The sequence below is a fragment of the Williamsia limnetica genome (assembly GCF_003217475.1).
Classification (GTDB): Bacteria; Actinomycetota; Actinomycetes; order Mycobacteriales; family Mycobacteriaceae; genus Williamsia; species Williamsia limnetica.
Window position 1 is genome coordinate 1 of the sequence record NZ_QJSP01000023.1, and the last position, 26,335, is coordinate 26,335.

Consider the following 26,335-nt stretch of genomic DNA (forward strand, 5'->3'; position numbering starts at 1 on the left):
ACCTACTACGACCGCAAACGGGCCGAAGGAAAGAAGCACAACGCCGCGCTGATCTGCCTGGCCAGACGCCGTTGCGACGTTCTCTACGCCATGATCAAGAACAACGAGCCTTACCGGCAACCGGCAACAGCTGCCGCTTGACTAAACCCATAGGGACACCCCCCGCGGGTATTTCATCCAGGCTAGATTTTCTAGGTTTGATGGAGCTGGCGAGGTCGGTGGCCAGCTCCATCAAGTACCTACTATCGGACGTTGCAGAAGGTCTTGCCGAGGGTGTCGATACCGCTGCGGATAGCGACGAGAGTGGGATCTGTGGAGTGGCCCGACGGATCGATCTGGTAGTAGCCGGCGATCAGGGGGTAATAGCCCGAGAGGGTGCAGGCCGGGCTTGGTCCGGGAGGGCTGGCGGCTGCCAGTGGGGCGCCGGCGATGATTCCTGCGGCTACGGCACAGCTGAGGGCGGCTGAAGCGATGAGTTTGCGCATTGAAGAAGCGTTCCTTTCGTTTCCTTGTCGGGCGGTCGTTGTCAGGCGCCGAGAGCTGTGTGTGGATGGACTTGGGCTGGGCCTTTGGATCCGGCGAGCAGGATCGCTGTGATGAGTTCGGGGTTGTCGGTCATGGGTACGTGCCCGAGTCTGGGGTGGGTGCTGACCTGTGCGTGTGGGAACGTCTGGGTGACCAGTTTCGCTTGGTAGACCGGGAGTACGAGGTCTCGGCGTCCCCATGCGACAGTGATAGGGACGGTGTTATCGGGGGGTGCGGTGAAGTGCGGCGCGGAGTGACCGGCAGCGTCGATGGCGGTGTTGTGGACGATGCTCTGGGCATCGATGGTCGCTGTCGCGGCAGGTACCCGCCATGGGCGGGCATAGAAGACACCATTGGCCAGTGTGCGCCCGATCGTGGAGCGCATGATGGCCGGGGCTGCAGGCTGAATGAGGCGCGATGCTGCGCGGAGCGCCCGGAAGGTCAGCAGTGCCCGATGTTGGTCCCATGCGCCGCGGAAGAATCCGGCGGGCGAGAGTGCGGTGGCGGAGGCTACTGTGCCGCGGGCGGCGAGTTCGAGTGCGAAGTAGCCGCCGAGGGAGTTGCCGGCGACGTGCGGCAGTTCTCCTGGCTGGGCGATCTGTGTAAGGAACTCTTCGAGTTTGTCGAGAATCCACGGGCCCAGATCGATGGTGTGCAGGGGCAGATCTGGGGATGCGCCGTGTCCGGGGAGGTCAACGGTGATGACGCGGCGGTGGCGTGCAAGTTCGTCGATGACGCTGTCCCAAGCGTGTTGCCGGTGCACCAGCCCGTGGAGTAGCACCAGAGTAGGTCCCTCACCTCGGATCGTGTGTGCCAACGCGTATGTGTTGTTCGTTGTGTCCATGGTGGCTCCTCAATTAGATGGGTTGTGGTGAGAGTCGATGCGACGCAGTGGAAAGTGAGAAATCGAATGCACTCGGTCTGTCTCGGTGACAGCGGCGCGTGGGTACAGGCGGGTGGTGATCCAGTCCGTGAGTGACTCAGCGTCCGGGTGCAGCAGGGCCGTGGGTGAGCTGGTCGCCATGATCAGGACTTTGTCGCCCTCGGCTATCAGGGCAGCAATTCCGGCCATTATTTCGTTGTGCTGCAGTGTGGTAGCGATGACCCACGTATGGCTTAGTGGGCGGCACCAATTCGTGTGAGAGCGTAGGTAGGTGTGTAGCGGTTCGTAGTGGACAGTCGGCGCGGTCAGATCCAGACTCACCATGAACGTCAGCACGCACAGATCCTGGGTGTATGGAGCGGGCGCTGGGCATCGGTTAAGCGATCCCCGCGCGGTGACGGCGTCACCGCTGCCCGGCCTCTTCGGCGGCCAGGCCTGATGGATCCCGGAATATCAGGGAGCCGTCCTCGAGGTGAATGGCAAAGCGCCGAGGGCGCAAATGGTCACCGTCGCCGAGGTCGATCGAGATGTCGGGGATAGTGCCGTAATCATCAACAATCACGCCGACCGCAACGGCATGGTCGCCGACGGTAATGGTGACTCGGTCGCCGACCGCGAAGGACTGCGGATCCGGGAGCTCACGTACAGGATCGGGTGCCGCTGCTGTCGGCTTTCGTTTCATGGTTTCCTCGCTGATTGGCGTCGTACGAGAGCGGTTGCTCGGCGTCGATCTCACCGCAAGGTGATGAGACACGTCCGCCCGCGGGGTTCGTCGGCCTCGGTGTAGGAGATCGCCGGCCCGGTGAGGATCCCACCGGCACCGACGTGCACACCGCTATCGCAGCGACCGCGATGATCCCGGTCATGCGTACTGTTCCTTGCTGCTGAACGGTGGGGACGGGCTCGACCCGCTGACCTACCGGGTGCCGGGCGGACTGCGTTATCACTTTTCAACGAAGGGTGATCGTGTATCACTCGGTTACGCGGTTCTCGCTGCGAAGTGTCAGGGTCGATGTCGACGCGAGGATCGCCAGAGCCAGCCATGATTCTGACACCGGCGGTAGCGCGGTTCCTGCGTTTCACCCTCACCGGACGCCGATACTTCTTTAACGGATTCTGTCATCACTTTGTGACGACTATGGCATTGCTCGCGGCGCAGCGCAAGAGGAAGGCTCTGTGAGCCTATGAATCTATCTGTGCGCCGTAGGAACGGCGGGAAGCTACGCGTGCGCGGTGAGCATGCAGATTCGTTGCGTAGGGCGTGCCTGCCGGATTGCCCACAATAAAGCCCAAAGACTATGTCCGAGCGGGGTGTTCGGATTGTTACAGTCGGCGTGCACCTATTCGAGGGCTCGCGCTTCGAGGGAGTGGGCAGTTAGCCGCGCAGTGAAGCTGTGATCCATGGTCCCAATCGGCTCGCTATGCCGGAGAGGTCGGGATGGGCAGTCTCGTCGAGGGCGTCGGAGGCGAATTGGCGGACGGCGTAGACGATGGCGAGGTAGGCATCGAGGGGCAGGGTGCTGGCCATGGTGTCATCGCGGCGGGCCATTCCTTGGTGTTCGGCGCGGACGAGTTCAGCGAACTTGACCAGGGCTGTTCGGCGTTTTGTCCGTCCGAGCCGGCCTTCGTTGTTGAGTTCCAGTTGAAAGGCCCGGGCCACAACAAGGTCACGCTCGAGCATGGACAGGTACGACATGATGGTGACTTCGACGCCACGCTCTCCGATAGGGGTGTCGCTGTAGCCGGACATCCCGTGCAACAGCACCTCCACGAAACGGTCGTATGCTGCCTCCGCGCACTCTTCCAGGGAGGGAAAGCACCCGTAGAAGGCGGTCTTGGAGGTGCCCGACCGCGTCGCGATGTCGCTGATAGTGACGTTGTAATAACCGCGTGCGGCGAGTAATTCGGTGAACGCGATCAAAAACCGCTCCCGCTGGGCCAGTGTGATCGCCGCCCGCGCGAGGCGGTGCGGACCGCGTGGCAGACGCGGCGGTCGGGTGAAGAAGACCCCGTCCACCACGCAGGGAATGGCATCAGTACCGCTTGCTGTGACACTCACCGGACCCACCTTTCGCTGCCGTAGCTCGGTGATAGGACACTCGCCCCCCGAACGCCAAGCGTAAGCGCTGGCCGCCGTCGCGGTCATATAGCGACGGCGCAGACCGCACGGCGGTGTCCTGCGCGTTCGGGTGCGTCGGAAGGCGCAAAGTCACGTGATACCGCTTTTGTAGTGCGTAGACGCGGTGCCTATTGGCATAGATGCGTGCCTAGGTTAGAGTCACGTACCACCACGTACTTGTCTCGTGGTCAATGTCACGAATCTGACGGCGCGACCCAGGGGAGTCTGCGGGACGTCGTTCTAGGGGGATTTACCGATGCATCGCACTGCCACTCGCTCCGCAACCGTCTTGCTTGCTTCCGCCCTGGCTCTGTCGGCGCTGCCAGCCGCGGTCTCTGCCGACACACCGTCTTCTGTGACGCCGACGTTTGCCGCGCCGCAGATCATTCCTGGTCTCGATATTGCGGGGCCGGGTTTCGCGGCGGTCAATACGATCGCTGCGGATTTCACCAACGACGGGGCACCGGATCTGTTGGAGGCCCGGGATTTCGGTGTTGATATCGGTCTGAACCTGTTCGTCAACGACGGCCAGGGGCGGTTCGGGTTGCCGCGGATTATCGTGGGTGCCCCGAGCGCGGCGGCGGTGGCGGCCGGCGATCTCAACGGTGACGGCAATCAAGACATCATGGCCACGGGACCGTTCAACATCTTTGTGCAGTTCGGCCACGGGGATGGCACCTTCGGCCCGCCGGATCTGTACCCACTGCTCACGGCTGGACAGGTGCAAGGTGTGCTGTCCGACGTCGACAACGACGGCGACCTCGACGTGGTCTCGGCGGGCTACTTCTCCATGCGGACGTTACTCAACGACGGGCGCGGGCACTTCTACGGCGGCCCGATCAGCCCCATGCCGTCGACCGTAATCGGAACTACCACACCCGCTGATTTCGACGGTGATGCCAACCAGGACTTCTACGTCCTCGATTCGGCGCTGGGAACGGTCATCGCACTCAAAGGCCAAGGCGACGGCCGGTTCACCGTGTCCGGGACGGTGTTGCTGACCGGGCTGATCCCCGAAGACGTCACGGCCGTCAAACTCAACGACGACCCCTACGACGACATGCTGTCCCTCGGGTCATTCAGCTTCTCGCTGACCAGCGCGCTCGCCGACGGCAAAGGCGGCTTCAGCACAGGATTGCTGCCCTCGAGCAACCGATACCTCGGCGTGGGCCCGGTCGCCGGTGCCGCCGGCGACCTCAACGGCGACGGCCGCGAGGACTTTGTGGCCAGCCGCGTTCTCGAGCTGCTGAGCCCCATGCGGATCTACCTGGGCAATGGCACCGATCAGCCCAAGCAAGTCGCCGAACTGCCCGGACCGCCGCTCGCCCAAACACCGGTGCTGGCCGACTTCAACCGCGACGGACGCCTCGACATCGCCGCCCCCAGCGTCGCGGTCATGTCCGTCTACCTCAACACCACCAAGAAGTAGGACAGGCGAGCAATGAGAACGAACATTCTTGCAGCCGCCGTCGTGACAATCGTTGCAGCACTGGCTGTCCCGACGTCAGCTGTAGCAGCGCCCCAGGGCGCGGAGCCCACCACCTGGCATGTGCGTGCCGGGGCGAGCGGTGGCGGCGACGGTTCGGAGCGCAGCCCGTTCGCCTCGCTCGCCGCAGTCCAGAAAGCATCGGGGCCAGACGACACGATTGTGGTCGATCCCGCACGGTCACCTCTCGATGGCGGGATCCTGTTGAAGCAGGGGCAGCGGTTGATCGGTGGCGGGGCTCCGGTCGTCGGCGCCGATCCGAATAGCCCGCGGCCGCGGCTGACCAACACTGCGCTACTCGGCTCCACCGGGGACGCGGTCACTCTTGCCCCCGGTACCGAGGTCCGCAACCTGGTCATAGAAGGCACCAACCGATCGGCGATCTACGGCAACGATGCCACCGGCGTCACCATCGCGGGCAACGACATCTCCGGCAGCAACCGGCTCTGCCACGACGGATTCATCATCGGCCCGTTCCAGATCCCTGCCTCCATCGCGCTCCGGGAGGCGATCCCCAAGCTCCCGAACTTTGTCGTCCTCAACAACGGGTGGGCAGCGGTCATGCTCGATTACCACCGCGCCGCCGGTGCTGTGACCGTCGAGGACAACAGTGTTCACGACACGGCCTGCGGTGACGGGATCGATGTACGTACCTTCGGTACCGCCACTGTCACCGCCGATCTCACGGGCAACGATCTGTCGAATATCAATGTCGGACTGGCGAAATTGTCGGTGCTGGCAATGGGATTGCAGAGCAACGACACCTCGTCGCTGACCGCGACCCTGCGCGGCAATACCCAGCGAGACATCGCCGACCCGGCGCGCAGCCCGCTCAACAAGCTCGCAGACAGCGAAGGGGTGTTCATCAACCCTCTCGGTGACTCGCACATAAGTGTTGACGTGCATGACAACACGTTCGCTCGCGGGGACGGTAATTTCTCAGCGAACGGTTTGGAGTACGTCACCACCACAGGGTCGCCGACCAGCGACGTCACGGTCACCAACAGCACCTTCACCGACGTCACCGGGGACGTCATCGAAAGCTACAACCTCAGTCCCGACGCCGCCCGCCATAGCCTCACCCTCGACCACGTCACCGGCGCCCACTCAGAATTCCCTGGCGCGGTCCTCAACCCAGTCGTGCCGGCGAACCTCGGGACATGCTTGGTGGCAACCGGTTTCGGCCGCGGCGCCACCACTGACCTCATCGTGCGGAACACGACCCTGCGGGGATGCTCGGCTGATGGGCTCGGGGTGATCAGCTACGTCCCCGAAGGACCGGAGCCATCGACGGCGCGGATGAGTTTCGACGTCCGCAACAGCGTCATCGACGGCACCGCCGCACACGGCATCAACATCATCAACGTGGGCGCACTGACCGCCCTGCAGGGCCGACTCGAGAACACCACCGTCATCAACACCACCCAAGCGCCGATCGCGACCGCCAACCACGGAACGATCGGCGAGGCCACCCTCGACTTCGGTGGCGGCCCGCTGGGCAGCGCCGGCGGCAACTGCTTCACACCAGGCTTGCGTGGGCCCGCCGACCTGTCCCCAATACCGGTCACGGCGCGCCACAACTGGTGGGGCACTGCAGCCCTGCCACCAGCGGTCACCGTCCCGAACGCGGCGCCCGCACTGCCGACCTCGCCTCGACCGGACTGCTAACGGGACTGTCTGGGTACCAAGACGCGCTCGGCGAGCAAAAGTCTCGTCGCAAGTGACGGGGTGTATCCCTGCGCGAGCGCCGGTATCTACTGCAGCAGCGTGTACATCGTGAGGGTCGTCGATACCGATCGTGCCGGGGGACCCTATACGTGGTTCGTCGGTCCGGCGGCAGAGAGCTGGCCAAGCAGACAGCGGACGACCTGCGGAACGTCGTCGCCCAGGGCACTGAACACCGGGGTGAGACGGAGTGTTCGACCGAGCTGTTGTTCTCCAACGAAGAGTGTTCGCGGGTCGCCGAGTACGGGCGAACAACTCAAGGCTCCTTGCGGTAGGTCGCAGCAGCGGGAGTTGAGTCGTAGTCACCGAATAGTGTCTGTGGTGAAACCTGTGCACTTTCCGAGTGGCTCGGAGCGTGACAGTCATAGGTGTCAGGGAAAGGTCTGATGGGATCGGCAGCAGCTGGCGAACCGCTCACTCCGCGAGAGCGGCGCATCGTGGCCGGAGTGAATGCCGGCGAGGTGATGGAGACCGGCACCGAGCTGTCCGAGGATGACATTGCTGCGGCCCTGTGGGTGGTCCGCGGGGAGAGCGCCGCCGACGAGGAAGTGGCCCGGTTGCTCACCGAGATCCGGGCCGCAAGCGAGGACAAAGTGAACGAGGATGGTTGATCGTCGCCGCCCCGGCCAGGAAGCCTTCACGTTGAATGATGCCCCGCGTGGTCGCGGCCGAGCGGCGATCGCAGTAGACATGCCGAGTATTCACGTGACAGTGTTGATTCTGGCGTTGTTGGCTACAACAGGTCTCACTGTGGCCCTGGGCATTACGGACCCGCATGATCCGAGCAACTACCCGTCGAAGTTTCTGATTTGGAACCTTTTTCTCGCCTGGATCCCGTTGCTGTTCGCGCTTGGGTTCAGCATTGTTCGTAGCCGGTGGTTGCTCGCAGTCCTGGGCGTTGGGTGGCTGGCGTTCTTGCCGAACGCGCCGTACCTGATCACCGATCTTGTCCATTTGCGAGAGGGGTACGAATTGTGGCGCCACGTCCTGCAATACGGCTTCGCGGCCTGGACCGGAATCATGCTCGGTGTCGTGTCGATGCTGCTGGTCCACCGCCGAACAAACCGGGAAGCTGGATCCGTCGCGGGGTGGGCAGTAGTTGGCTTTCTTCGGGCTCGCCTACGTGACGGTGTGGGCGCTGAGCACGGTCGAGGCTACCGAGCCGGATCAAACGGTGCTCGCACCAGACCGGGAATGAATGTTCCGAGCACGAGGTATGCCAGGGCGACAGTGAGAAGGACGATGCTCATGACCGCGGTTTGCTCGTTCCGGTCGTATCGAGACCATCGATGTCGGCAGGTATGACACCGCCGCTTGCCGCGGCGTGCAAGCGGGCTTCGTCTTTTGGCGAAAGTGCGTAGCAAAGGCTAAGTGGCGAGCAGGTGCCTCAATGCGTTAAAAGTACTTCTTCCTGCTAAGCGTGGGCCGGTGACGGCGCTAAGATTGCGAGCGATGGGAAGAGTCCCGACCGCGAAGATACACCCTAGCGAACCATAAGTTTGAGTCAGCTAAGGTGTGCGTATGGGTAGAGCGTTGTGGGAGTTGGCCAAAGTCGCTCCGCGGTGGCGTGTCGGCGCGCTGGCTCTGATTTCGTTGTTGATGTGTGTTGGCTGGGCCCTGTCGTTCGTCGACGGCGCGTTCGCCCTTGTCGACGGCTTCCAGGGTGATCGCGAGATGACGCTCGGGTGGGTGCTATGGCCCGTGGGCGGACTACTCGCTCCCCTGATCCCCGTGATGTATCGGGCCGAACTGGTTGGAGTCATCGCGATTGCGATGGTCATCGGGGTCAAGGCCCCCCGCGAGCCATAGTTCCGCAGGCGCGACACCAGCCATCTGCTGGATGCTTTCAACTCCGAAGGCGGTTGTTTCGGCGGCCTTCACCTGGTGTTTTGTTCGCCGGAGGACCCACTATCTGGGAAGATGCGTGACATGTCATCTGAGTTCGACGTCCCGCCGGAGTCGCCGTTTGCGCTGCTCTCCTCACCGGAGAAGAGGGCCTGGTTCGCGTATATGAAGCTCCAGCTCAGACTGCGCTACGAGATGAACCGGCAATTGCAGGCCGACAGTGGGATCTCACTCGCCGATTTCGACGTCCTGGTCGCGCTGACCAGCGATGCCGGTGGCCGGATGAGCGTTTCCGCCTTATCGACGCGGATCGGTTGGGAGCGCAGCCGGACGTCCCATCACGCGAAAAGGATGGCCGCTCGTGGCCTCGTCGAGATGAGTAGATCGGAGCAAGACCGACGGGTCACCGAGGTGTCGCTGACGGAACAGGGTTGGAGGGCGCTGCGGGATGCATCGCCAGGCCACGTCGGATTGGTCCGCTCATTGTTCTTCGAGGATATGGACACAGATGAACTCGAAAGGCTCAGTGACACAATGGAAAAGATATACGACACGGTGATCGAGAATGGCACTCTGCCGAGGCCTGTGGATCACCCGTGATCGGGAGCGGTTGACAGGTGCAGTCGGCGCGGGCACATTTAGGTGACTTGTCACGTAATACCGGAGGAGACCTCGTGCCGTACACGATCGCCGAACTGATGGAAGCCAACCTGCTCAAGGTGTTCGGGGAAAGAGATGACAGCAAACGCGAGGCGAAAGCTGTCGAAATCTACTCTGAGGATGTCACTTTCGCCGACCCCGAGGGCGTGGCCACGGGACGCGAGGCGCTGACCGCGAAGGCGAAAGAACTACTCGACGGCGCACCAGGTTTCGTCTTCTCCACGGATGGACCAGTGCTACAGACGCAGGATCTCGGTCACCTTGCGTGGACGTTCGGGCCCGAGGGAGAGCCTCCGGTCGCGAGCGGCATCGACATCGCGATCGTCAAGGACGGCCAGATCGTCTCGGTGCACACACTGCTGAAGTAGCCCGAATGCCCGGAATTGGGTCGTTGTGGCGGTGCCCACCTGGCCTTTTGCTCGCCAGAACGACCCATTATCGGAGGGCGGGGGTTACCGTCTTGGCTTGCGTGGACCCTTGCCGGGGGTCTTTCCAGCGGCTTCTCTGGATGCGCGCTTGGCGGCTGCCTTCTCTTTGGCCGACCGTTTTGGGGCAGGTTCGGACTGACCCCGCGATGACGTCGCCTTACGTCCGCGCACGATCCCGATGAATTCGTCGGCGAGCTCAGAGGTCGGGGCCGGCCACAGTAGGCCCACCGATCCGGTCGGTGCATCGGTCACCGGGCAATAGGCAAGATCTTTGCGATGGTGCAGTCGGGCCAGTGACTGGGGGACCAGCAGGAGGCCGGTACCCGCTGCGACGAGTTCGATTGCATCGGTGGTTGTTTCCGGTCGATGTTCCACGGCGGTTCCCGGCTTCTGCCCGACCACCAGCGGGATGTCGAGTGGCCACAGGAGTTGTTCGTCCGCCAGATCGGCAAGCCCGATTTCGTCGACCGCGGTGATGACGTGGTCTTTCGGCACGACCACGACCGTCGTTTCCTCATAGAGTTCGATGGTGTGGTGCGGCCCCGGGTCGCGGTGACTCACCGCGTCAGGCAGCCGGGTGATCGCCATCTGTACCCGTCCGTCGCGCAGGGCATCGGCGCAGGCCGCGACATCGATCGGGACGAGTTCAAGCCGTACCTTCGGGAGGCGTTCGCTCCAGGTCCGTACCCACTTGCTGGGTGTCACGCCGGGCACAAACGCCAGCCGAAACGAGGAGGCATTGTCAGGCGCGGTCACGTCCACAGGCTACCGGCCGATAGTCTCGGTGTATGAGTTCGCAGTCGATGAAGCCGGCCACCGCCGCCAAGAAGTTGGACGTGTACCTGCCGGCGACGCCCGCCGAGTTCCAGGAGGGCGTCATCACCCGTGCCGAACTCGAAGCCATGCAAGCGGATCCGCCGAGTTGGCTGCGTGATCTGCGCATCAACGGACCCCACCCGAAGAACCTGGTGGCGATGAAACTCGGCATCTCGAAGGGCGCGCTGGTGCGTCACGGGATCACCGAGGCGCTCACCACCGAGCAGATCAACGCACTCCTGTCCGAGATGCCCGACTGGCTCGAAGCCGAGCGCGCCACGCAGGTCGAGGTTCGCACCGAAGCGGCCGCCGCGAAGTCGGCACCTCCTGCCGACCGGCCACGTTCACGCAAGCGACGATAAGCGCCCGAAGTGGTGGATTCTGGCGACGCCGACCTGGGCGAATGCTCGCCAGAACCCACCAAAATCGGGACTAGAAGCTGGCTTCGACGGGTGCAGGCGGAAGCGTGACAACCTGGCCGGCGTAGCTCAGTCCCGCGCCGAAACCGAGCAGTAGCGCGGTCTGCCCGCCCTTGGCCTTACCCGAGACCAGCATCTCCTCGATGGCCAACGGAATGGAAGCGGCCGACGTGTTGCCGGTGGTCTCGATGTCGTTGGCGACCGGAACATCCTCGGCCAGGCCGAGATTGGCCTTCATCAGAGTGTTGATGCGGGCATTGGCCTGGTGGGGGATGAACACCTCGATATCGTCTTTGGACACCCCGGAGCGTTCGATGACGCTTGACAACGCCTTCGGCAAAGTGATTGCGGCCCAGCGGAACACGCGGGTGCCCTGCATCTCCACCACCATGCGTCCGACGGGTTCGCTCTCGGGGTCTTTGCTCTGAAAGGCCTCGGCGCGGTCCATGTACTGCGGGATGTCGTAGTTCTGGGAAATCGCGTCACTGTTCTCGCCGTCGCTGCCCCAGACGGTCGGGGAGATACCGTTCTCCTCGCTGGGGCCGACGACCACGGCGCCCGCGCCGTCGCCGAAGATGAAGGCGGTGTTGCGGTCGGTCGGCTCCATCACCACCGACATCGTCTCGACCCCGACGACCAAGACGTACTCGGCCGAGCCTGCGCGGATCATGTCGGTCGCCAACCCGAGGCCATATCCGAAGCCGCCGCAGCCCGATGCCACGTCGAACGCGGGGATCCCGTTGATCCCGAGGTCCAAGGCGACCACGGGTCCGCCGTGCGGGATCTTGGTCTTCCAGCTACCGGTGGCGAGGATGATGGCACCGATCCGTTCACGATCGATGCCGCTGTTCTTGATGGCCCGCTCGCCGGCCGCCACCGCCATCGAACGCGCTGTCTCGTCGCCGCTGATCCAGCGACGGCTACGGATCCCGCTGCGCTCGAAGATCCATTCGTCGGAAGAGTCGAGTACCTCGCACACCTCGGCGTTGCTGACGACGCGTTGTGGTCGATAGGCGCCGATACCCAGCATGGAGACGTTCTGGTGTCCCGCCGTTGTCGCAATGTTCATGGTTGTAACCGACCTTCCGATCTGATCCCCGGGAATTCATCAGCCCCGGACGTTACGCCTGTGACCTTGTCAGGCCCGGCAAGCGGGCGGTGCGGGCGTCGACTAGATTGCTCTGGCGGGGGGAGCCGCAGTGCCCAGGCGCTGCCAGGACTCACGCGGAAGGCAGTACCCTCTCGATGCGCATCACCAGGACTCTTCGAGTGTTGACCTTGGTCACCCTGCTCGGACTGATCACCACCACCTACGGCGTCGGAGTCGCGACCGCCGACCCCGACACCGCGCACGTCACCAGCATCGACAAGCTGACCGACCAGCACTGGGTGATCAACGTGTACTCGCCCGCCATGGATTCGGTGGAGGCGCTCGACGTTCTGGTACCCGCGGACCGCAGCGTTCCGGCCCCGACGCTGTATGCGTTGAACGGCGCCGGCCAAGGAATTCTCAAGGACTCCGGTTGGTTCGAAGCCACCGATATCGTCGACTTCTTCGCCGACAAGCAGGTCAACGTCGTCTCGCCGCGTGGCGGCAACTTCAGCTACTACGCGGACTGGATCGCCGACGACCCCGAATTGGGCCGCAACAAGTGGGAGACGTTCCTGACCGAAGAACTGCCTCCGGTGATCGACGCCGAACTCGGCACCTCCGGTGTGAACTCGATCATGGGTATGTCCATGAGCGCCTCGTCGTCGCTCTTTCTCGCCGCAGCGAGCGGTGACCTGTACCAAGGGGTCGCATCGTTCAGCGGATGCGCTCGCACCACCGACGAGATCGGGTATCAGTACATGAAACTGGTGGTGGAGACCCGCGGCAAGGGCAAGCTGGCGAACATGTGGGGCGAGCGCGACAATCCACTGTGGGCAGAGCACGACATGTACTTGAACGCAGACAAATTGCGCGGCAAGACGATTTATCTTTCCAGTCGTACGGGTCTGCCCGGCAAGTTCGACAACAACGACAACGTGCGGCTCAACGGTGACCAGCCCTACGACCTCGCCGACCAGATCGTCCTGGGCGGCGGGATCGAGGTTGCGACGGGGCTGTGCACCCGTCAGATAGCGGCCCGGTTGACGGAATTGGGCATTCCCGCAGTCACTGATCTCGAGGAGCCGGGCAGCCATTCGTGGTCGTACTGGGAACAGGACATGCGCAAGGCGTGGCCCACGCTTGCTGCCTCGATGGGCGTCTCCGCCTGACACCGCACCGCGCCGATCCGTTCTTCATGCGATTCACTGCACATGAATCGCGGCGGGGTGATTAAGTTATTGCGTGAAACATGTCTACCGCGGTCAGATTTTCCATATTTCCGGCTCACCGAAAGTGACCGCGGCCCACGAGGCGCTCGTTTTCGTCGAGGACGGCGCACTTGTGGTCGACGAGAACGGCGTGGTCGCCTGGTGTGGTGAGTTCTCCCAACTCCCAACCGAACACGAGCACTCCTCGGTCGTCGACTATCGCCCTGGGTTCATCCTCCCCGGGTTCGTCGACACCCACATCCACTTCCCTCAGACCTACGCAGGCGACTCCTACGGTGGTGGCCAGCTACTGGAATGGTTGGAGCGCTGCATCTTCCCGTCCGAGTCGAAGTTCGGTGACCCGGATTTCGGGTCGATGGCTGCGGTGGAGTTCACCAATCAGCGGGTACGGGCCGGGACGACCGCCGCGATGGTCTTCGGATCGGCGTTCCCGCATGCGCAGGACGCGCTGTTCGAGGAGACCAAGCGACGCGGGCTGCGGCTCGTCAGCGGACGCGGTATCCAGACGCGCGGGCCGGGTTCAGCTGACCCGTTGATCACGAGCGAAGAGAAGGCCATCGAGCTGACCGCTGCGGAGGTGGACAAGTGGCATGCCGCCGACACCGGCGACGTCGGCACAGCGCTGCTGCACGTCGCGTTGGTGCCGCGTTTCTCGCTGTCGGTCACACCGACAACGTTCGTGGCCCTGGGTGAGTTGTACAAGGATCTGCGGTCCAAAGGCGTGTACGTCCACACGCACCTCAATGAGAACAACCGTCCCGGTACCGGCGAGGTCGATGCGACCAAGGCCGACTACCAGGTCAATTCGTACCTCGACACCTACGACGGCAAGTTCTTGCCCGGCTCCAAGGTCGGTGGTGAATCCCTGCTCGGGCCGCGCACGATCATGGCGCATTCCGTGCACTGCCAGGACGGCGAACTCGCCCGCATGGCCGAGACGGGCACCTCGATCTCGCACTGCCCGGTCTCTCAGCTGTTCCTCGGTTCGGGCACCATGCCGTGGCTGCGAACCGTGGCGTCGGGCGTCAACATCTCGCTGGGTACCGATCACGGCGGCGGCGACGAGTGGCTCATCTCGCGGGTCGCAAATGATGCGTTCAAGCAGCACATCACCGAGCCCGGCGACGCCGGGGTGTCGATGCATCCGGCGGAGATGCTGTTCGTCTCCACCCTCGCCGGCGCCCGCGCCCTTGATCAGGAAAACCGCTTCGGCAACTTCGATACCGGCAAGGAAGCCGATTTCATCGTGATCGATCCCGAGCAGTGGCCGGCATTGAACAACGCCGTCACCCATGGCGCCCGCGCCGACGATGCGGACATGGCCCGTGATCAGATCCTGTTCGCGCTGCTCATGCAGTTGCGTGAGGACGCCATCACCTCGGTGTACGTCCAGGGCCGCAAGATCGAGGACTGAACGCCGGAGACGAAGCTCGACCAGTGGTGCCGCGACAAAACAGGGCTCGACCATGGTGACCGCGAAGTCCGAAAGGCATGACGAGGCAACTGTTCTGGTTGCCTTTCATCCTGCACCGCAGGCCGACTTCGCTGCGTGGGTGGAGGAGGTTCAGACGACGGCGGCGGCTGCGCCCGGTCACCTGCACGTCGCGGCTGCCGAGCACCGGCAGCAGGCGGTCTCGCTCACGTTCGACGGCGAGGATGCGTTGCAGAACTGGCTCGATTCGCCGGCCTGGTCTGCGCTCCTCGCGTCGGGAGCCCGCCAAGGTGTTCGACGTGAGTTCAGTGACCTCGTGACCGTGGAAGGCTCAGAACCGCCGAGCGGGGTGGGAATCTTCGTGCACCGAGTGGAGCCGGCGAATCTCGCCGGCTTCACCGAGTCCCAGCGCAAGCTGATGGACCTCAGTGCAGGGACACCAGGTTTCGAGTACTCCGTTCTCGTCGGTCCGCGCCTGGCCGAACCCGGTGTCGAAGAGTGGACCGCGGTCGTCAAGTTCCGCAACGACAGATTGTTGGCCGGCTGGCGCGAATCACCGGATCGCGCGGAAGTGCTCGGTGAGTTGCGCCCCAACCTCGAGCAGGAGTTCTCGGAGCCGTTCGAGACCAACAGCTTTGGCTCGATTGTTCGGGTCACCGACGGAAAATCCGCATCCACGCCCGAATGGAAGGTCGGGATGATGGTGCTGCTGGTGCTCTACCCGACCGTGATGATCCTGTCCCGCTTCATCGGACCGTCCTTCGACGACTGGGGCGCCGAGCCCTGGTTGTCGATGTGGATGAGTCAGATTTTGTCGGTGTCACTGCTGACGTATGTGTTGATGCCGGCGGCCACGTCGATCTTCTCGTTCTGGCTCGATCCAGAACGCGGCTCCTCGGTGAAGGTGTCGATCGTCGGTGCCGTGGTCGTCGTAGTCCTCTATGCCGTCACGCTGGCGATTTTCGCCTCCGTGCGATGGCTGCAGTTCTGGGACTACGCCTGAGCCAGGCCTTGCCCATTGAGGCATGGTCGTCTAACTTGAGACAAGTGAGTCTCAAACGAAACATGCCTGTCGCATGAATGGTCGCGACGACGTACTCGACGCAGCGTTGGTGCAGCTCAATCAGAACCCGGCGTCATCCATGGCCGAACTCGCAGAGGCAATGGGTATGTCTCGGGCCACCCTGCACCGACACTTCGCCTCTCGCGGCAAGTTGATCGAGGAGCTCGCCGAACGGGGACTCACGGCCTGGGCACAGGCCCAAGAAGAAGCAGGAATCGTCGGCGCGGATCGGTGGCAAGGGTCGGCGGCCCGCAGTCGCGACGCTGTCGAGTCGATGATGGTCGCGTTGCTGCGCCGGTACGTCACAGACGGGCACACGTTCGCGTTTCTCCTCACCGACACCATCGTCGAGCAGATCCCGTCGATGGCCTCGCGCACCGAGAAACTCATCGACATCGAAGCCGCCTTCTTCGCCCGTGCGCAAGACGTCGGGTTGCTGCGCCGCGATGTGCCGCCGCGCTGGCATGCCCACAGCGCGTACGGCGTGCTGATCGCCGCGCGCGAGGCCATCCGTGCAGGTGATGTGGCCTTGCGCGGTATCGACGACCTCGTCATCACCACCTTTCTCCAAGGAGCGCGTTCACATGAGCAGTGACATCGGTGGCCGGGAGGCCGTGGACGAGTCAGAGCTCGAAGCTGATCCGCGGCGCTGGGCAGGACTCGCGGTGCTCGCCGGCAGCCTGCTGATGGTCGTCATGGACATGACGATCCTGAACGTGGCGTTGCCCTCGATGGCAGCCGACCTGCGGCCGAGCAGTACCGAGTTGCTCTGGATCGTGGACGTGTATGCCCTCGTCGTCGCGGGTCTGCTGGTCACGACCAGTTCGCTCGGCGATCGGTGGGGCAGACGCAGCATGCTGATCGCGGGGTTCGTGGTGTTCGGCGTCGCCTCGGCGGCGGTGGTGTTCGCGGACACTTCCGGTCAGGTCATCGCCGTTCGCGTCTTGCTCGGCGTGGGCGGAGCGATGATCATGCCGTCGACGTTGTCGCTGATCAGGCATCTGTTTCCGGATCCGCGGGAGAGGGCCACCGCGCTCGGCGTCTGGGGCGCCATGGCCGCCGTGGGTGCAGCGCTGGGGCCCATTGTCGGAGGTGCTCTGCTCGAGGCGTTCAGCTGGCACTCCGCGTTTCTGGTGAACGTCCCGGTGATGGTCGTGGCCATCGTCGCCGCAGTGTTCTTGTTGCCGAACAGCCGTTCTGCCAGGCCACCACGACTGGACGCGGTGGGGACGATCACCTCCATCGCGGGGATGGTCGCACTGATGTACTCCATCAAGGAGTTCGGAAAGCACGGGATATCTACGACCGCGGTATTGACGCTGGTGGCAGCGGTTGTCCTCATCACCTGGTTCATCTGGCACTGCCTGCGGCGAGAGGATCCGCTGCTCGAGGTTCGACTCTTCCGGGGCCGGACCTTCACTGCCGGCACCGTGACCGCGCTGACCACCAGCATCGGATTGGCCGCGATGATGCTGCTTGGCGCCCAGTGGCTGCAATTGGTGCAGGGGTACTCGCCTCTGATCGCCGGCGTGGCTTTGCTGCCGGCCGCCGGGTTCGGACTGGTCGGCTCGCTGCTCGCTCCACCGCTCGCCGCGCGCATCGGCGTGCGGTCGGTGCTGGCTCTCGGCTTGTTGAGCAGCGCCGGCGGCTTCTTCCTGCTGTTCGCGGCACCCGCGCCGTTGACCTACCTGTGGGTCGCGGCGGCGCTCTCGGCAGTCGGACTGGGGATGGGCGCGCTCGCCGTTGCGTCGGCAGCGATCATGAATGGCGCACCGCCGGAGAAGTCGGGCAGTGCCGCCGCCGTCGACGAGTCCAGCTTCGAGCTGGGCAGTGCACTGGGTGTTGCGATACTCGGCAGTGTCGCCGCGGCCGCCTATCGCAGTGAGCTACCTGCCGCCGATCTGGCTGCCGCCGGGCTGCCCACGGAGGCAGTCGCCGCAGCACGAGAATCACTGGCCGGAGCCCTAGAGGTTGCCGCCCTCGCCGGACCCGCAGGAGATCCCTTGGCCGTACTCGCTCGTGTCTCGTTCACCGACTCGTTCACTGCGTTCGGGCTGGCAGGCGGAGTCCTGCTAACGATCAGTGCTGTGGGAGTCTGGCTGTTGACGCCACGCGACGCCCGCGCGGTGCACTGACGACCGAGGTCTGCCGCCGAGGTCGTCATCGCACCGGCGAGCTCAACGCGCCGGCGAGAGGTCAGTCGACGTCAGGTCCGGGATCGTCGACGACCCGGTCGACGAGTTCTTCGGACAGTTCGTCGTCGGGCGCGACAGCGACAGGCACCTCGGGCTGGTCCTCCAGGGGTATTTCGGGCTCTTCCTCGGCGACTTTGGCATCGAGTGACTCGCCTTCGCGTTCTTCGCGCGGTGTCGTGCCGAAGCTGTCGGCCTCACTCCAGTCCTCCGGCGGATCTGGCACGTCATCGTCCGCTCCGACGAGCCGTTCGTCGGGGTCGAGGCTCTCACTCGGGTTCAAGGTGTCACCGGGGCCGTCTTCGATACTCATTGTCGCAGCGTGCCCGAACAGAATGCGCCCGAAACAACTCTCAGGTGACGAACGCCTGTGGCGCCGGACGGCCGGTTGGGTCCGGGTGGTCCAGTCGGTCCGCGCAGACCGCGGCGAGCTCGTCCCGGACCGCCGGATTCGGCACCGCGGCGGGGTGCTGGGTGATCAGGCGCTGGATCCGCAGGAAGAACCGTCGCGACGAGATGCCGAAGCCCATGAAGATGTCTTCTGCGTCTGCGCCACCGAACGGTGCCCAGCGACGGGCGAAGTCCAGCATGCGCACCGCCTCGGCCGGCAGATCGTCGTTACTTCGCTGACCGGCAGATGGTGTGTAGCCATCGGACATGGCGACTCCTCGGGGTGACCCGGTTGTGCCGCGAACATCCCGCGGTATCTGGGGGCCGGCTGGTCGCATACGAACGACCAACCGACACAGAAGCCGTGCGGCAGTCAAGGATTGGGTGCTCGTTGCTTGAGCGAACGCGCGCTTGCGGTGAGGTGAACTCGCCGAGAACACGTACCAAAGAGGTTAAGTGAGTTATCACCGCGGTTCAAGGTCTTCGCACACATCGGCACAGTTCGGGTCGCCGGATGGGGCCGGTTCGCCGCGCTCTTCGGTGTCGCTTGTCATAGCCGTGTGACAGTATGGAGGAGTCGGTTTAGACGAAGCCGCGCCCGCGCGCTGGCACAGTGTTGCTGAAGTGCTTTTGCACCGACGAAGTGAGGGGTCTTTTATGGCGCCGAATACAGGAAAACCAAGTCCGGTCACCGATACCGCAGATCTCTCCGGCGACGGCCTGACCATCGCAACGGTGGGTCATGGGGACATCTCCGTCCTCACGGTGTGCGGCAGTATCGATCTGCTGACCGTCCCGCAACTGACGACATCGGTTGAGGATGCGCTGTCGGCGCAACCTGCGGGTTTGATCATCGATCTCACCTACACCGATTTCCTGTCCTCCGTCGGTATGTCCGCGCTCGTGCAGGCGCAGGACGCGGTCGGCAAGGCACGGCGGTTCGCAGTCGTGGCCGATGGCCCGTCGACGTCGCGACCGATCAAATTGGTCGGTCTGGACCGCAGCTTGGCGTTGTACGCGACGATGGACGCGGCACTGGCCGAGATGACCGCTCCGGAACTGCCGGAGCATGAGGGCCGCGCCACCGCATAAAGGCTCTATCAGGACGGCGAAAGGCGACGGTGTGATTGAAGGCAGCAGCAATGGCATTCATCTGACCATCGCGAATCTTGTTCGTGAGATGCATGATTCGTTGAAGAGCAGTGATCTGGACGCGACCCTCGCATCGATCACCGCGGGAGCCGTCGATTATGTCGACGGCGCCCAGTTCGCGGGCATCCTCATGGTCGACAAACGCAAGAAGACGACAGAATCGGTGGCCGTCACAGATCCTGTCGTCGAGCAACTCGATGCCATACAGACGCGTGTCGGCGAGGGCCCGTGCCTGGAGGCGGCGTGGGAACACGACATCGTGCGACTCAACGACTTCACCGACGAGCCGCGCTGGCCTGCGTTTGTTGCCGAGACCGTTGCCCGGACGTCAGTGCGGTCGAGCATGAGTTTCGAGCTCTACAGCAGCGACAGCACCCTCGGGGCTCTGAATCTCTTCTCTGAACACGACAATGCGTTCTCCGCCGAGGCCGAAGAGGTCGGCAGGGTCTACGCGACGCATGCTGCGCTGGTCCTGCAACGCGCACGCGAGAAGGAGAACTTCAACAGCGCACTCGCCAGCCGTGATGTGATCGGGCAGGCAAAGGGCATGATCATGGAACGTTTCGACATCGACAGCATCGCTGCGTTCGAACTGCTGCGAAAGCTGTCGCAGGAGTCCAACACCCCGGTCAAAGAGCTGGCCCTACAACTCGTGGCACGAGATCACCCAGAGAGCGATTGAGGCGGGGAATCAGCAGTGCGGTCCGGTGGAAGGCCGGTCGCCTGGAACACCACGCGGCGGCCGATGAGGACCGCGTGATCAGCGAACCGTTCGTAATAGCGGCCCAGTAGCGTCACATCGACTCCGGCGCCGATCCCGTGGTGCCACGTCCGGTCGGTCAGCACCGTGAACAGGTGCTGGTGCAGCTCGTCCATACGATCGTCATCCACCTGAAGCCGACGCGCGTCATCCACGTTCTGGCTCGCCAGGGCTGCACCCGCGGTGCGGGCCATGGTGACCGCCACCGCGCCCATGTCGGCGAACGACGACTCGACCTCCGGAGGCAGCGCGCGCATCGGATGCCTGCGGCGCGCGACCTTGGCCACGTGCAGGGCGAGGGCGCCCATCCGGTCGATGTCTGCCACCACTTGAAATGTCGTCACGATGGACCGAAGATCGCCGGCGACGGGTGCCTGGCGGGCCAGCAGCCCGAACGCCCGTTCTTCAGCCATCGCAGACATGGCCCTGATGTGTTCGTGATCGCTGATGACGTGCTCGGCGACAGCCAGATTCGCGGTGAGCAGCGCCTCCGTGGAGCGTTCCATCGCTGTCCCGGAGAGTTCGCACATACGCGCGAGAAGAGCGTTCAGCTCCGACATCTGCGCGTAGTAGGCAGTCCTCATCGCGCTCAGCCGCGCCGCTTCGTGCCGGTGGAAGACGTGGTCAAGGCTGCTCCTTCGATGTGCATCCGCTACTGGTCACTGCGGGTTTACCCAGGACAGCGGCGTTCTACACCTGCTGTGGGTATCGTCGAGCGATGGCACTCGACGACGCGACCATGGCGTGCTGGCCGAGTTGGCCAAGGATGCCGGCCCGCCCATCCATCAGCTCTCCCCGGTGCAGGCCCGCGCCGTGGGCGGCGCGCTGGCCGCTCTGAGCGGCGGTGGTCCCGATCTGCACGCTGTGCGAGAGGACACCATCGCCGCCGACGACGGGTATCGGATTCCCGTACATGTATTCAGCCCGTCCGAGAACAGCCGCGGCGTCATCGTCTACTTTCACGGCGGAGGGTGGGTCATCGGTTCGATCGCGCATTACGACACCCTGGCCAGAACGCTCGCTGCCGAAACCAATTGCGTAGTGGTGCTGCCGGATTATCGCCTTGCTCCGGAGCACGTCTATCCCACAGCCGTCCGTGACGCCTGGGATGTCACCAATTGGACTGCGGCGAGTTGGCCGACGGAACCCTTGATCGTTGCGGGCGACAGCGCGGGTGGCAACCTCGCAGCCGTGGTCGCCCAACGCGCTGTCGCCGAAGGCGGACCCGCGATGGTCCTGCAGGTTCTCTGCTACCCGGTGACCGACCATCACTTCGACACCGCAAGCTATCTCGATCCGGCGAACAAACTACTGCTGGACCGCGACCTGATGATGTGGTTCTGGGATCAGTACGCGCCCGATCCTGCCACCAGGGCCAATCCGGATGCCTCACCGTTGCAAGGAGATCCGACCGGAACGCCGCGGGCGCTGGTGCTCCTTGCCGAGCACGATGTGCTGCGCGACGAGGGGCAAGCGTACGCCGTCGCGCTGGCCGAATCGGGAGTTCCGGTGACCATGACCATCTTCGACGGCCAGATGCACGGGTTCTTTCAGTTGGTCAATGTGCTCCCGGGCGCGAACCTCGCCGTGCGTGCGGTCGGAAACGAGGTGCGCTCGGTGATCGGCGGCCCTGTGGTCGAGATGCAAGCGCCGCCTGCGTGACTTAGGGTGGCTCTGCAGCGGAACGCGTCCACAACTGACTCGATGTCGACACGCGTCTCGCGAGGAGTTCGGATATGCCAACCTCATCGTTCGCCGTTCCCATAGTGGACATTTCGCCCTACGTCGGAGACGGTGGTGATGTGGCCCGCGCGGAGGTCGCGGCCAAGATCGATTCTGCTTGCTCCGACGTCGGTTTCATCCAGATCCTGGGACATGGGATCGGCGTTGACGTTCTGGACGGGTTCACTGCAGCCATGGACGCCTTCTTCGCGCTACCGCTGGAGACGAAGAAGGCCTATCGGACCCCGCCAAGGATCAACCGGGGGTATGCCCCACCGAAGACCGAGTCTTTGTCCCTGAGCCTGGGTATCGAATCGGCGAACCGGATGAACGATTTCTTCGAGGCATTCAACGTCGGCGTCGAGGCCTCAGCCCATCCCGAGTACACGCTGCCGGCGGACGACTACGCTGAAAACCTCTGGCCGGCAGAAGTTTCTGGCTTCGAGCAAGGAGTGTCCGCGTACTTCGCGGAGGCAGCCAGGGTGGCTCGCACGCTCACGCGGATCTTTGCGGATGCACTCGAGCTAGGCCCCCACTTCTTCGAGAGCTTCACCGACCATTCGCTCGACGTGCTCAGGATGAACAATTACGCCTTGCCGCCCGGCGAGATCGAGATCGACGGCGAGCTGACCGGCATGGGCCCTCACACCGACTACGGCATCGTCACGGTGCTCTGGGCCGATCAGGTCGCCGGCCTGCAGGTGCTCGGGCATGACGGCAGCTGGAACGACGTATCGCCGGTGGATGGGGCGCTGCTGGTGAATCTCGGAGATCTGATGGCTCGGTGGACGAACGAGCGGTGGATGTCGACCGTGCACAGGGTGAAGCCTCCGATTGTCGACGGGAGCATCAAGCGCCGCAGGTCTGCTGCCTACTTCCACGACGGCAACATCGATGCGATTATCACTACGCTGCCCTCGTGTGTGGGGGCCGGTAGCAAATACCCACCCGTGACGGTGGCCGATCACATCGCCGGAAAGCTCGCGGGCTCCCGTGCAGGGGTTGCCAACTCGGCTGCGCAGCGCGAGGCCGACCGGGTGAGGACCGCGGCAGCCGGCGCGTGACGACGATCGGTCATAGCCAGTCTCGACGTTTGAAGACGACATACAGCGTGGTGACCGTCAGCGCGATGATGATGGAGCTGGTGATGAAACCGCCACTGTGATCGAACCCCGGAAACGGGACATTCTGGCCGTAGAAGCCGGTGACGGCCGTGGGAACCGCAATGATCGCCGCCCAGCCGGTGAGCTTTTTCATCACGGTGTTCAGCCGGGCGTCCTGGAGGGACAGGTTCGTCTCGAACAGCGACGTGATCATGTCGCGTAGCGATTCGGTCCATTCGGTGGCTCGTAGGACGTGGTCATAGAGGTCGGTGAAGTTCGGGTCGAGCTCGCTGGGTGCCTTGTTCTCGAGTCGGCTGCGCTGAATCATCGACACCACCTCGCGCATCGGCATCACCACCCGCCGGAGCGACACCAGGTCTTTGCGGAGTTGATAGGTGCGCTGCTGGAGTTCACTGCCCCTGCGTCTGTCGTCGAAGAGCAGGTTTTCCAGGTCCTCGATACTGTCGTCGAGCTTTTGCACGGCATCGAAATGGCCGTCGACCACCACGTCGAGCAACCCGTGGGTCAGGGCGCCCACCCCGTGTTGCTGCCCGCCCATCTGGTCCCAGCGCTCGAGCACCTGGTTCATGTCGAACTCGTCGGACAGGCGAACGGTGATCAGTGCATTGTGTTTGATGAACATGGAGATCCGGTGGGTCTGGATCGCGTCGCCGCGCTGTGATTCGCCGGCATCGGGATCCATATCGACCGCGTACACCGTGATGAACTTATGGGTCGGATAGGACGTCGCCTTCACCCGTTCAGCTGCTGCGAGTGCATCCTCTACCGCAAACGTGTTCAGGTCGAGTTCGGTGGCGAGTTGCGATAGGGCTTCGTGGCTGGGATTGACCAGGTCCGCCCATATCAGGAGGTCTTTGTCGTCGATGCAATCGGAGACCATGCCGAGGTTGAAACCGTCTTGCAATTCACCATGTCGCCAGATGCGGCCCTGCACGTTTTCGGTCACTGTCCCATCGTGCCATCGGAGCTGTCCACAGGTCTTGCGTCGGTGGTCGCATGGCGTCAGGCCATGAAAGCTACGACGACATGGAGATTCGCCATACCGGGACGTCAAGGCGGGTCAGTGCAGCTCAGTGCCTCTCGATGTACATATTTTCGTGCATTGCTGATGCCTGGGAGTTGGCGCGCGATATTTAAATCGTTGACTTTTGATATTTTTAAGCGTTCAATTCGAATCAGCGGCCTGTAACGACAGTTGATTTTCCAAGCCTGGGAAATGTCTTTACAGTCCAGGCGATTCAGGCTCGCGGGGGCTCCTCAGTTTGCTCGGATGGACGTGAACGGTGACTGGCCGATCGACGGCGCAATCATTGATCTGCTGAGCACAAGATTGGCGTGGTTGCTACATGCGACGAGCCCTGCAATTCCAACTACTTTCTGATTTCAACCGCCGAAGACGTGGCATGCAGGCGATCTCGGCCGCATCTGTCCTCGCAGTGTGTGTCGCGGGCGCAGCGATGGGAAATGGCATTGCGGCTGCAGAGCCCCTCGATCCGGGCTTGGCCACAGCGAGCAGCTTTGGAGTGCTCGCAGCGGCGTCCATCACGAACACCGGTGCCACCACGGTCACCGGCGACATCGGGACGTCGCCGGGTACCGCAATCGACGGCGGCATCGGCTACAGCGGTGAGCGGTACTCCGCCGGCCCGGTGCCTCTGCTCGCGCAGAACGATGCGCGGGCCGCGTACACCAATCTTGCCGGCCAAGAGCCGAAGCAGGCGCAGCCCACCGAACTGGGCGGATTGACACTGAAATCGGGTGTCTACAACAACGCTACGAGTTTTCAGATAACCGGAACTCTCACCCTTGACGCCGAGGGCGATCCCAACAAGGTCTTCGTCTTCCAGGCCGGCACCTCGACCCTGATCACCGCATCCGGTAGCAGGGTGTCGATGATCAACGGCGCGCAAGCGTGCAACGTCTTCTGGCAGGTGGGCACCGAGGCAACCCTCGGGACGGATTCGGTCTTTGTCGGCAATCTGTTTGCCCAGGCCTTGATCGCGGCACAGACGCGCGCGGTCATCGATGGTCGACTGATCTCGCTCGGGGCGGGTCTCACCCTCGACACCAACACGATCAGCCGGTCGGCGTGTGTGACGGGGCCGACGACAACGACGACCGTTCCCACGACGACGACGGAGCCGACCACCACGACTCCGCCCACCACGACTCCGCCCACCACCTCGACGACGGTTCCGACTGTCGTGACGCCGCCGGTTCCGGTGATCCCGGGACTGCCCAGTATTCCGGGACTGCCCAGCATCCCGGGACTCCCGGGTCAGCCGGGAGGGCCAGGAGGACCGGGTCAACCGGGAACACCGGGTCAACCGGGAACACCGGGCGGGCCGGGCACCCCAGGGCAGCCAGGTACCCCGGAACAGCCGGGCACCCCAGGACAGCCGGGTTCGCCGGGCGAAGAGGGACCGCAAGGTCAGGGGGGTGGCAAGGAAGGCCCGATCACCACGCCGCAAGCTCCGTCCCCGGGCAACCAGGTTCCGAACGTTCCGCGCGGATCGGTCGACACCGGTGACGGCAGCACGAGCCTCGTCGCCGCGTGGGCTCGCCAACTGGACTTCGCCGTCTCGACGTCGGCGTAGTGACATCGCTGCAGGTCCCCGTCGCCCATACCGGGCGGCGGGGACGCAGGCAACTGTTGGTGCTCTGCGCATTTCTCGCTTCGATGGCTTTGGTGCTCACCGGCTGTGGCGGCGGCGACCAGTTCTCCGCAAACTCGCCGACATCGGCTCTGACGTCGCAGAGTCCCGCCCCGACAGCCGACTCGGTGCAGCGCGTAGCAACCGGCCCCGCCGGACTGGTCAAATCCACGCCCACCCGCATCGAAATTCCCTCCATAGGGGTGGATTCGAAGTTGATGGGCCTCGGGCTCGATCAGACCGGCGCCATGCAGGTGCCGCCCGGCGGCTTTCCCGCCGGTTGGTACACGGGCGCCCCGACCCCCGGTGAAGACGGCCCCGCAGTGATTGCGGGACACGTGGATTGGGACGGTGAGCCAGGCGTCTTCTTCGATCTCCGGAACGTCGAAGAGGGTGCCGCGATCTCGGTCACCCGGCAGGACGGCACGGTCGCACAATTCGAGGTCACCCGGGTCTCGGCGTTCGCCAAAGCCGAATTCCCGACAGACCTGATCTACGGCAGTCTCGACTATCCCGGGCTGCGGCTGATCACCTGCGGAGGGGCGTTCGACGAGAGCGCCGACAGCTACGACGACAACATCGTCGCCTTCGCCACCCTGGTCGGGAGCCGCTGAGATC

General features: G+C 63.7%; 28 protein-coding genes and 2 pseudogenes. 20 read left to right on the forward strand and 10 right to left on the reverse strand.

Annotated elements, in window-relative coordinates; translation table 11 throughout:
- A pseudogene (locus DFR67_RS26770) lies at positions 1 to 141 on the forward strand (IS110 family transposase); the annotation flags it as partial.
- Between the two features lie 101 nt (positions 142 to 242).
- Here the strand turns inward: DFR67_RS26770 and DFR67_RS26775 are convergent.
- The 4 genes from DFR67_RS26775 to DFR67_RS26795 all read right to left on the reverse strand — a co-directional run bounded on the left by DFR67_RS26775 (position 243) and on the right by DFR67_RS26795 (position 3,467).
- The gene (locus tag DFR67_RS26775) at positions 243 to 485 is read right to left on the reverse strand and encodes a hypothetical protein (RefSeq protein WP_110472509.1); all 243 of its coding nucleotides are present in this window, start codon (positions 483 to 485) and stop codon (positions 243 to 245) included.
- A gap of 41 nt (positions 486 to 526) precedes the next feature.
- Positions 527 to 1,369, reverse strand: a complete 843-nt coding sequence (locus DFR67_RS26780; protein ID WP_110472510.1) for an alpha/beta fold hydrolase — start codon at positions 1,367 to 1,369, stop codon at positions 527 to 529.
- 442 nt (positions 1,370 to 1,811) lie between these two features.
- On the reverse strand, positions 1,812 to 2,090 hold the full coding sequence (locus DFR67_RS26790; RefSeq protein ID WP_110472512.1) for a hypothetical protein: 279 nt from the start codon (positions 2,088 to 2,090) through the stop codon (positions 1,812 to 1,814).
- A gap of 693 nt (positions 2,091 to 2,783) precedes the next feature.
- A complete protein-coding gene (locus tag DFR67_RS26795) occupies positions 2,784 to 3,467 on the reverse strand; it encodes a TetR/AcrR family transcriptional regulator (RefSeq protein WP_158540051.1) in 684 nt (227 codons plus the stop codon).
- Positions 3,468 to 3,783: 316 nt separating this feature from the next.
- On the opposite strand from DFR67_RS26795, the gene DFR67_RS26800 reads away from it, so the two are divergent.
- The 7 genes from DFR67_RS26800 (at position 3,784) to DFR67_RS26835 (ending at position 9,611) form a co-directional block, all read left to right on the forward strand.
- A complete protein-coding gene (locus tag DFR67_RS26800) occupies positions 3,784 to 4,956 on the forward strand; it encodes an FG-GAP repeat domain-containing protein (RefSeq protein ID WP_110472514.1) in 1,173 nt (390 codons plus the stop codon).
- A 12-nt stretch (positions 4,957 to 4,968) separates the two neighbouring features.
- Positions 4,969 to 6,681 carry a right-handed parallel beta-helix repeat-containing protein gene (locus tag DFR67_RS26805; RefSeq protein WP_110472515.1) on the forward strand — a complete coding sequence of 571 codons (1,713 nt, stop codon included), beginning with the start codon at positions 4,969 to 4,971 and terminating at the stop codon, positions 6,679 to 6,681.
- A gap of 443 nt (positions 6,682 to 7,124) precedes the next feature.
- Positions 7,125 to 7,349 (forward strand): hypothetical protein, encoded by a 225-nt coding sequence (locus DFR67_RS26815; protein ID WP_110472517.1) that lies wholly within the window; start codon positions 7,125 to 7,127, stop codon positions 7,347 to 7,349.
- A gap of 79 nt (positions 7,350 to 7,428) precedes the next feature.
- A complete protein-coding gene (locus tag DFR67_RS26820; RefSeq protein ID WP_110472518.1) occupies positions 7,429 to 8,043 on the forward strand; it encodes a DUF1361 domain-containing protein in 615 nt (204 codons plus the stop codon).
- A gap of 216 nt (positions 8,044 to 8,259) precedes the next feature.
- On the forward strand, positions 8,260 to 8,547 hold the full coding sequence (locus DFR67_RS26825) for a hypothetical protein (RefSeq protein ID WP_110472519.1): 288 nt from the start codon (positions 8,260 to 8,262) through the stop codon (positions 8,545 to 8,547).
- 120 nt (positions 8,548 to 8,667) lie between these two features.
- Positions 8,668 to 9,183, forward strand: coding sequence for a MarR family winged helix-turn-helix transcriptional regulator (locus DFR67_RS26830; protein ID WP_110472579.1), 516 nt, complete (start codon positions 8,668 to 8,670; stop codon positions 9,181 to 9,183).
- A gap of 74 nt (positions 9,184 to 9,257) precedes the next feature.
- On the forward strand, positions 9,258 to 9,611 hold the full coding sequence (locus tag DFR67_RS26835; RefSeq protein ID WP_110472520.1) for a nuclear transport factor 2 family protein: 354 nt from the start codon (positions 9,258 to 9,260) through the stop codon (positions 9,609 to 9,611).
- Positions 9,612 to 9,695: 84 nt separating this feature from the next.
- On the opposite strand, the gene DFR67_RS26840 is transcribed toward DFR67_RS26835, so the two are convergent.
- Complete coding sequence (locus DFR67_RS26840) at positions 9,696 to 10,433, reverse strand: LysR family substrate-binding domain-containing protein (protein WP_110472521.1); 738 nt, start codon at positions 10,431 to 10,433, stop codon at positions 9,696 to 9,698.
- A gap of 41 nt (positions 10,434 to 10,474) precedes the next feature.
- Here DFR67_RS26840 and DFR67_RS26845 point away from each other — a divergent pair, with 41 nt between their 5' ends.
- Entirely contained in the window at positions 10,475 to 10,849 is a 375-nt protein-coding gene (locus DFR67_RS26845) for a DUF5997 family protein (RefSeq protein WP_110472580.1), read from the forward strand.
- A gap of 70 nt (positions 10,850 to 10,919) precedes the next feature.
- Here the strand turns inward: DFR67_RS26845 and DFR67_RS26850 are convergent, their stop codons facing one another.
- Positions 10,920 to 11,975 carry a beta-ketoacyl-ACP synthase 3 gene (locus tag DFR67_RS26850; RefSeq protein ID WP_110472522.1) on the reverse strand — a complete coding sequence of 352 codons (1,056 nt, stop codon included), beginning with the start codon at positions 11,973 to 11,975 and terminating at the stop codon, positions 10,920 to 10,922.
- 176 nt (positions 11,976 to 12,151) lie between these two features.
- Between DFR67_RS26850 and DFR67_RS26855 the strand changes: the two genes are divergently transcribed.
- The 5 genes from DFR67_RS26855 (at position 12,152) to DFR67_RS26875 (ending at position 17,858) form a co-directional block, all read left to right on the forward strand.
- Entirely contained in the window at positions 12,152 to 13,168 is a 1,017-nt protein-coding gene (locus tag DFR67_RS26855) for an alpha/beta hydrolase (RefSeq protein WP_110472523.1), read from the forward strand.
- Between the two features lie 73 nt (positions 13,169 to 13,241).
- Positions 13,242 to 14,642 (forward strand): guanine deaminase, encoded by a 1,401-nt coding sequence (locus DFR67_RS26860; RefSeq protein ID WP_110472524.1) that lies wholly within the window; start codon positions 13,242 to 13,244, stop codon positions 14,640 to 14,642.
- A 52-nt stretch (positions 14,643 to 14,694) separates the two neighbouring features.
- Positions 14,695 to 15,663 carry a putative antibiotic biosynthesis monooxygenase gene (locus DFR67_RS26865; RefSeq protein WP_110472525.1) on the forward strand — a complete coding sequence of 323 codons (969 nt, stop codon included), beginning with the start codon at positions 14,695 to 14,697 and terminating at the stop codon, positions 15,661 to 15,663.
- Between the two features lie 73 nt (positions 15,664 to 15,736).
- Entirely contained in the window at positions 15,737 to 16,318 is a 582-nt protein-coding gene (locus tag DFR67_RS26870) for a TetR/AcrR family transcriptional regulator (RefSeq protein ID WP_110472526.1), read from the forward strand.
- Positions 16,308 to 17,858 (forward strand): MFS transporter, encoded by a 1,551-nt coding sequence (locus DFR67_RS26875; RefSeq protein ID WP_110472527.1) that lies wholly within the window; start codon positions 16,308 to 16,310, stop codon positions 17,856 to 17,858. The genes DFR67_RS26870 and DFR67_RS26875 overlap by 11 nt, the downstream gene beginning before the upstream one ends.
- Positions 17,859 to 17,925: 67 nt before the next feature.
- On the opposite strand, the pseudogene DFR67_RS26880 reads toward DFR67_RS26875, so the two are convergent.
- Together DFR67_RS26880 and DFR67_RS26885 are read right to left on the reverse strand one after the other, a co-directional pair.
- Positions 17,926 to 18,228 (reverse strand): annotated as a pseudogene (locus DFR67_RS26880) (hypothetical protein); the annotation flags it as partial.
- Positions 18,229 to 18,268: 40 nt separating this feature from the next.
- Positions 18,269 to 18,574 (reverse strand): DUF3263 domain-containing protein, encoded by a 306-nt coding sequence (locus tag DFR67_RS26885; RefSeq protein ID WP_158540052.1) that lies wholly within the window; start codon positions 18,572 to 18,574, stop codon positions 18,269 to 18,271.
- Positions 18,575 to 18,962: 388 nt separating this feature from the next.
- Here DFR67_RS26885 and DFR67_RS26890 point away from each other — a divergent pair, with 388 nt between their 5' ends.
- Together DFR67_RS26890 and DFR67_RS26895 are read left to right on the forward strand one after the other, a co-directional pair.
- Positions 18,963 to 19,397: an STAS domain-containing protein gene (locus DFR67_RS26890; protein WP_110472530.1), complete on the forward strand. Its 435-nt coding sequence runs from the start codon at positions 18,963 to 18,965 to the stop codon at positions 19,395 to 19,397.
- 31 nt (positions 19,398 to 19,428) lie between these two features.
- A complete protein-coding gene (locus DFR67_RS26895) occupies positions 19,429 to 20,139 on the forward strand; it encodes a GAF and ANTAR domain-containing protein (protein WP_245938188.1) in 711 nt (236 codons plus the stop codon).
- Here the strand turns inward: DFR67_RS26895 and phoU are convergent.
- Positions 20,121 to 20,801 (reverse strand): phosphate signaling complex protein PhoU, encoded by a 681-nt coding sequence (gene phoU, locus DFR67_RS26900; protein WP_110472532.1) that lies wholly within the window; start codon positions 20,799 to 20,801, stop codon positions 20,121 to 20,123. The genes DFR67_RS26895 and phoU overlap by 19 nt on opposite strands.
- Before the next feature lie 160 nt (positions 20,802 to 20,961).
- Here phoU and DFR67_RS26905 point away from each other — a divergent pair, with 160 nt between their 5' ends.
- The gene (locus DFR67_RS26905; protein ID WP_245938189.1) at positions 20,962 to 21,879 is read left to right on the forward strand and encodes an alpha/beta hydrolase; all 918 of its coding nucleotides are present in this window, start codon (positions 20,962 to 20,964) and stop codon (positions 21,877 to 21,879) included.
- A 74-nt stretch (positions 21,880 to 21,953) separates the two neighbouring features.
- On the forward strand, positions 21,954 to 23,003 hold the full coding sequence (locus tag DFR67_RS26910; protein WP_110472533.1) for an isopenicillin N synthase family dioxygenase: 1,050 nt from the start codon (positions 21,954 to 21,956) through the stop codon (positions 23,001 to 23,003).
- Between the two features lie 10 nt (positions 23,004 to 23,013).
- Here the strand turns inward: DFR67_RS26910 and DFR67_RS26915 are convergent, their stop codons facing one another.
- Positions 23,014 to 24,009: a magnesium transporter CorA family protein gene (locus DFR67_RS26915; RefSeq protein ID WP_245938190.1), complete on the reverse strand. Its 996-nt coding sequence runs from the start codon at positions 24,007 to 24,009 to the stop codon at positions 23,014 to 23,016.
- Between the two features lie 457 nt (positions 24,010 to 24,466).
- Between DFR67_RS26915 and DFR67_RS26920 the strand changes: the two genes are divergently transcribed.
- Entirely contained in the window at positions 24,467 to 25,660 is a 1,194-nt protein-coding gene (locus DFR67_RS26920) for an ice-binding family protein (protein WP_158540053.1), read from the forward strand.
- On the forward strand, positions 25,660 to 26,331 hold the full coding sequence (locus DFR67_RS26925; protein WP_211325170.1) for a class F sortase: 672 nt from the start codon (positions 25,660 to 25,662) through the stop codon (positions 26,329 to 26,331). The genes DFR67_RS26920 and DFR67_RS26925 overlap by 1 nt, the downstream gene beginning before the upstream one ends.
- Positions 26,332 to 26,335 lie beyond the last annotated feature (4 nt).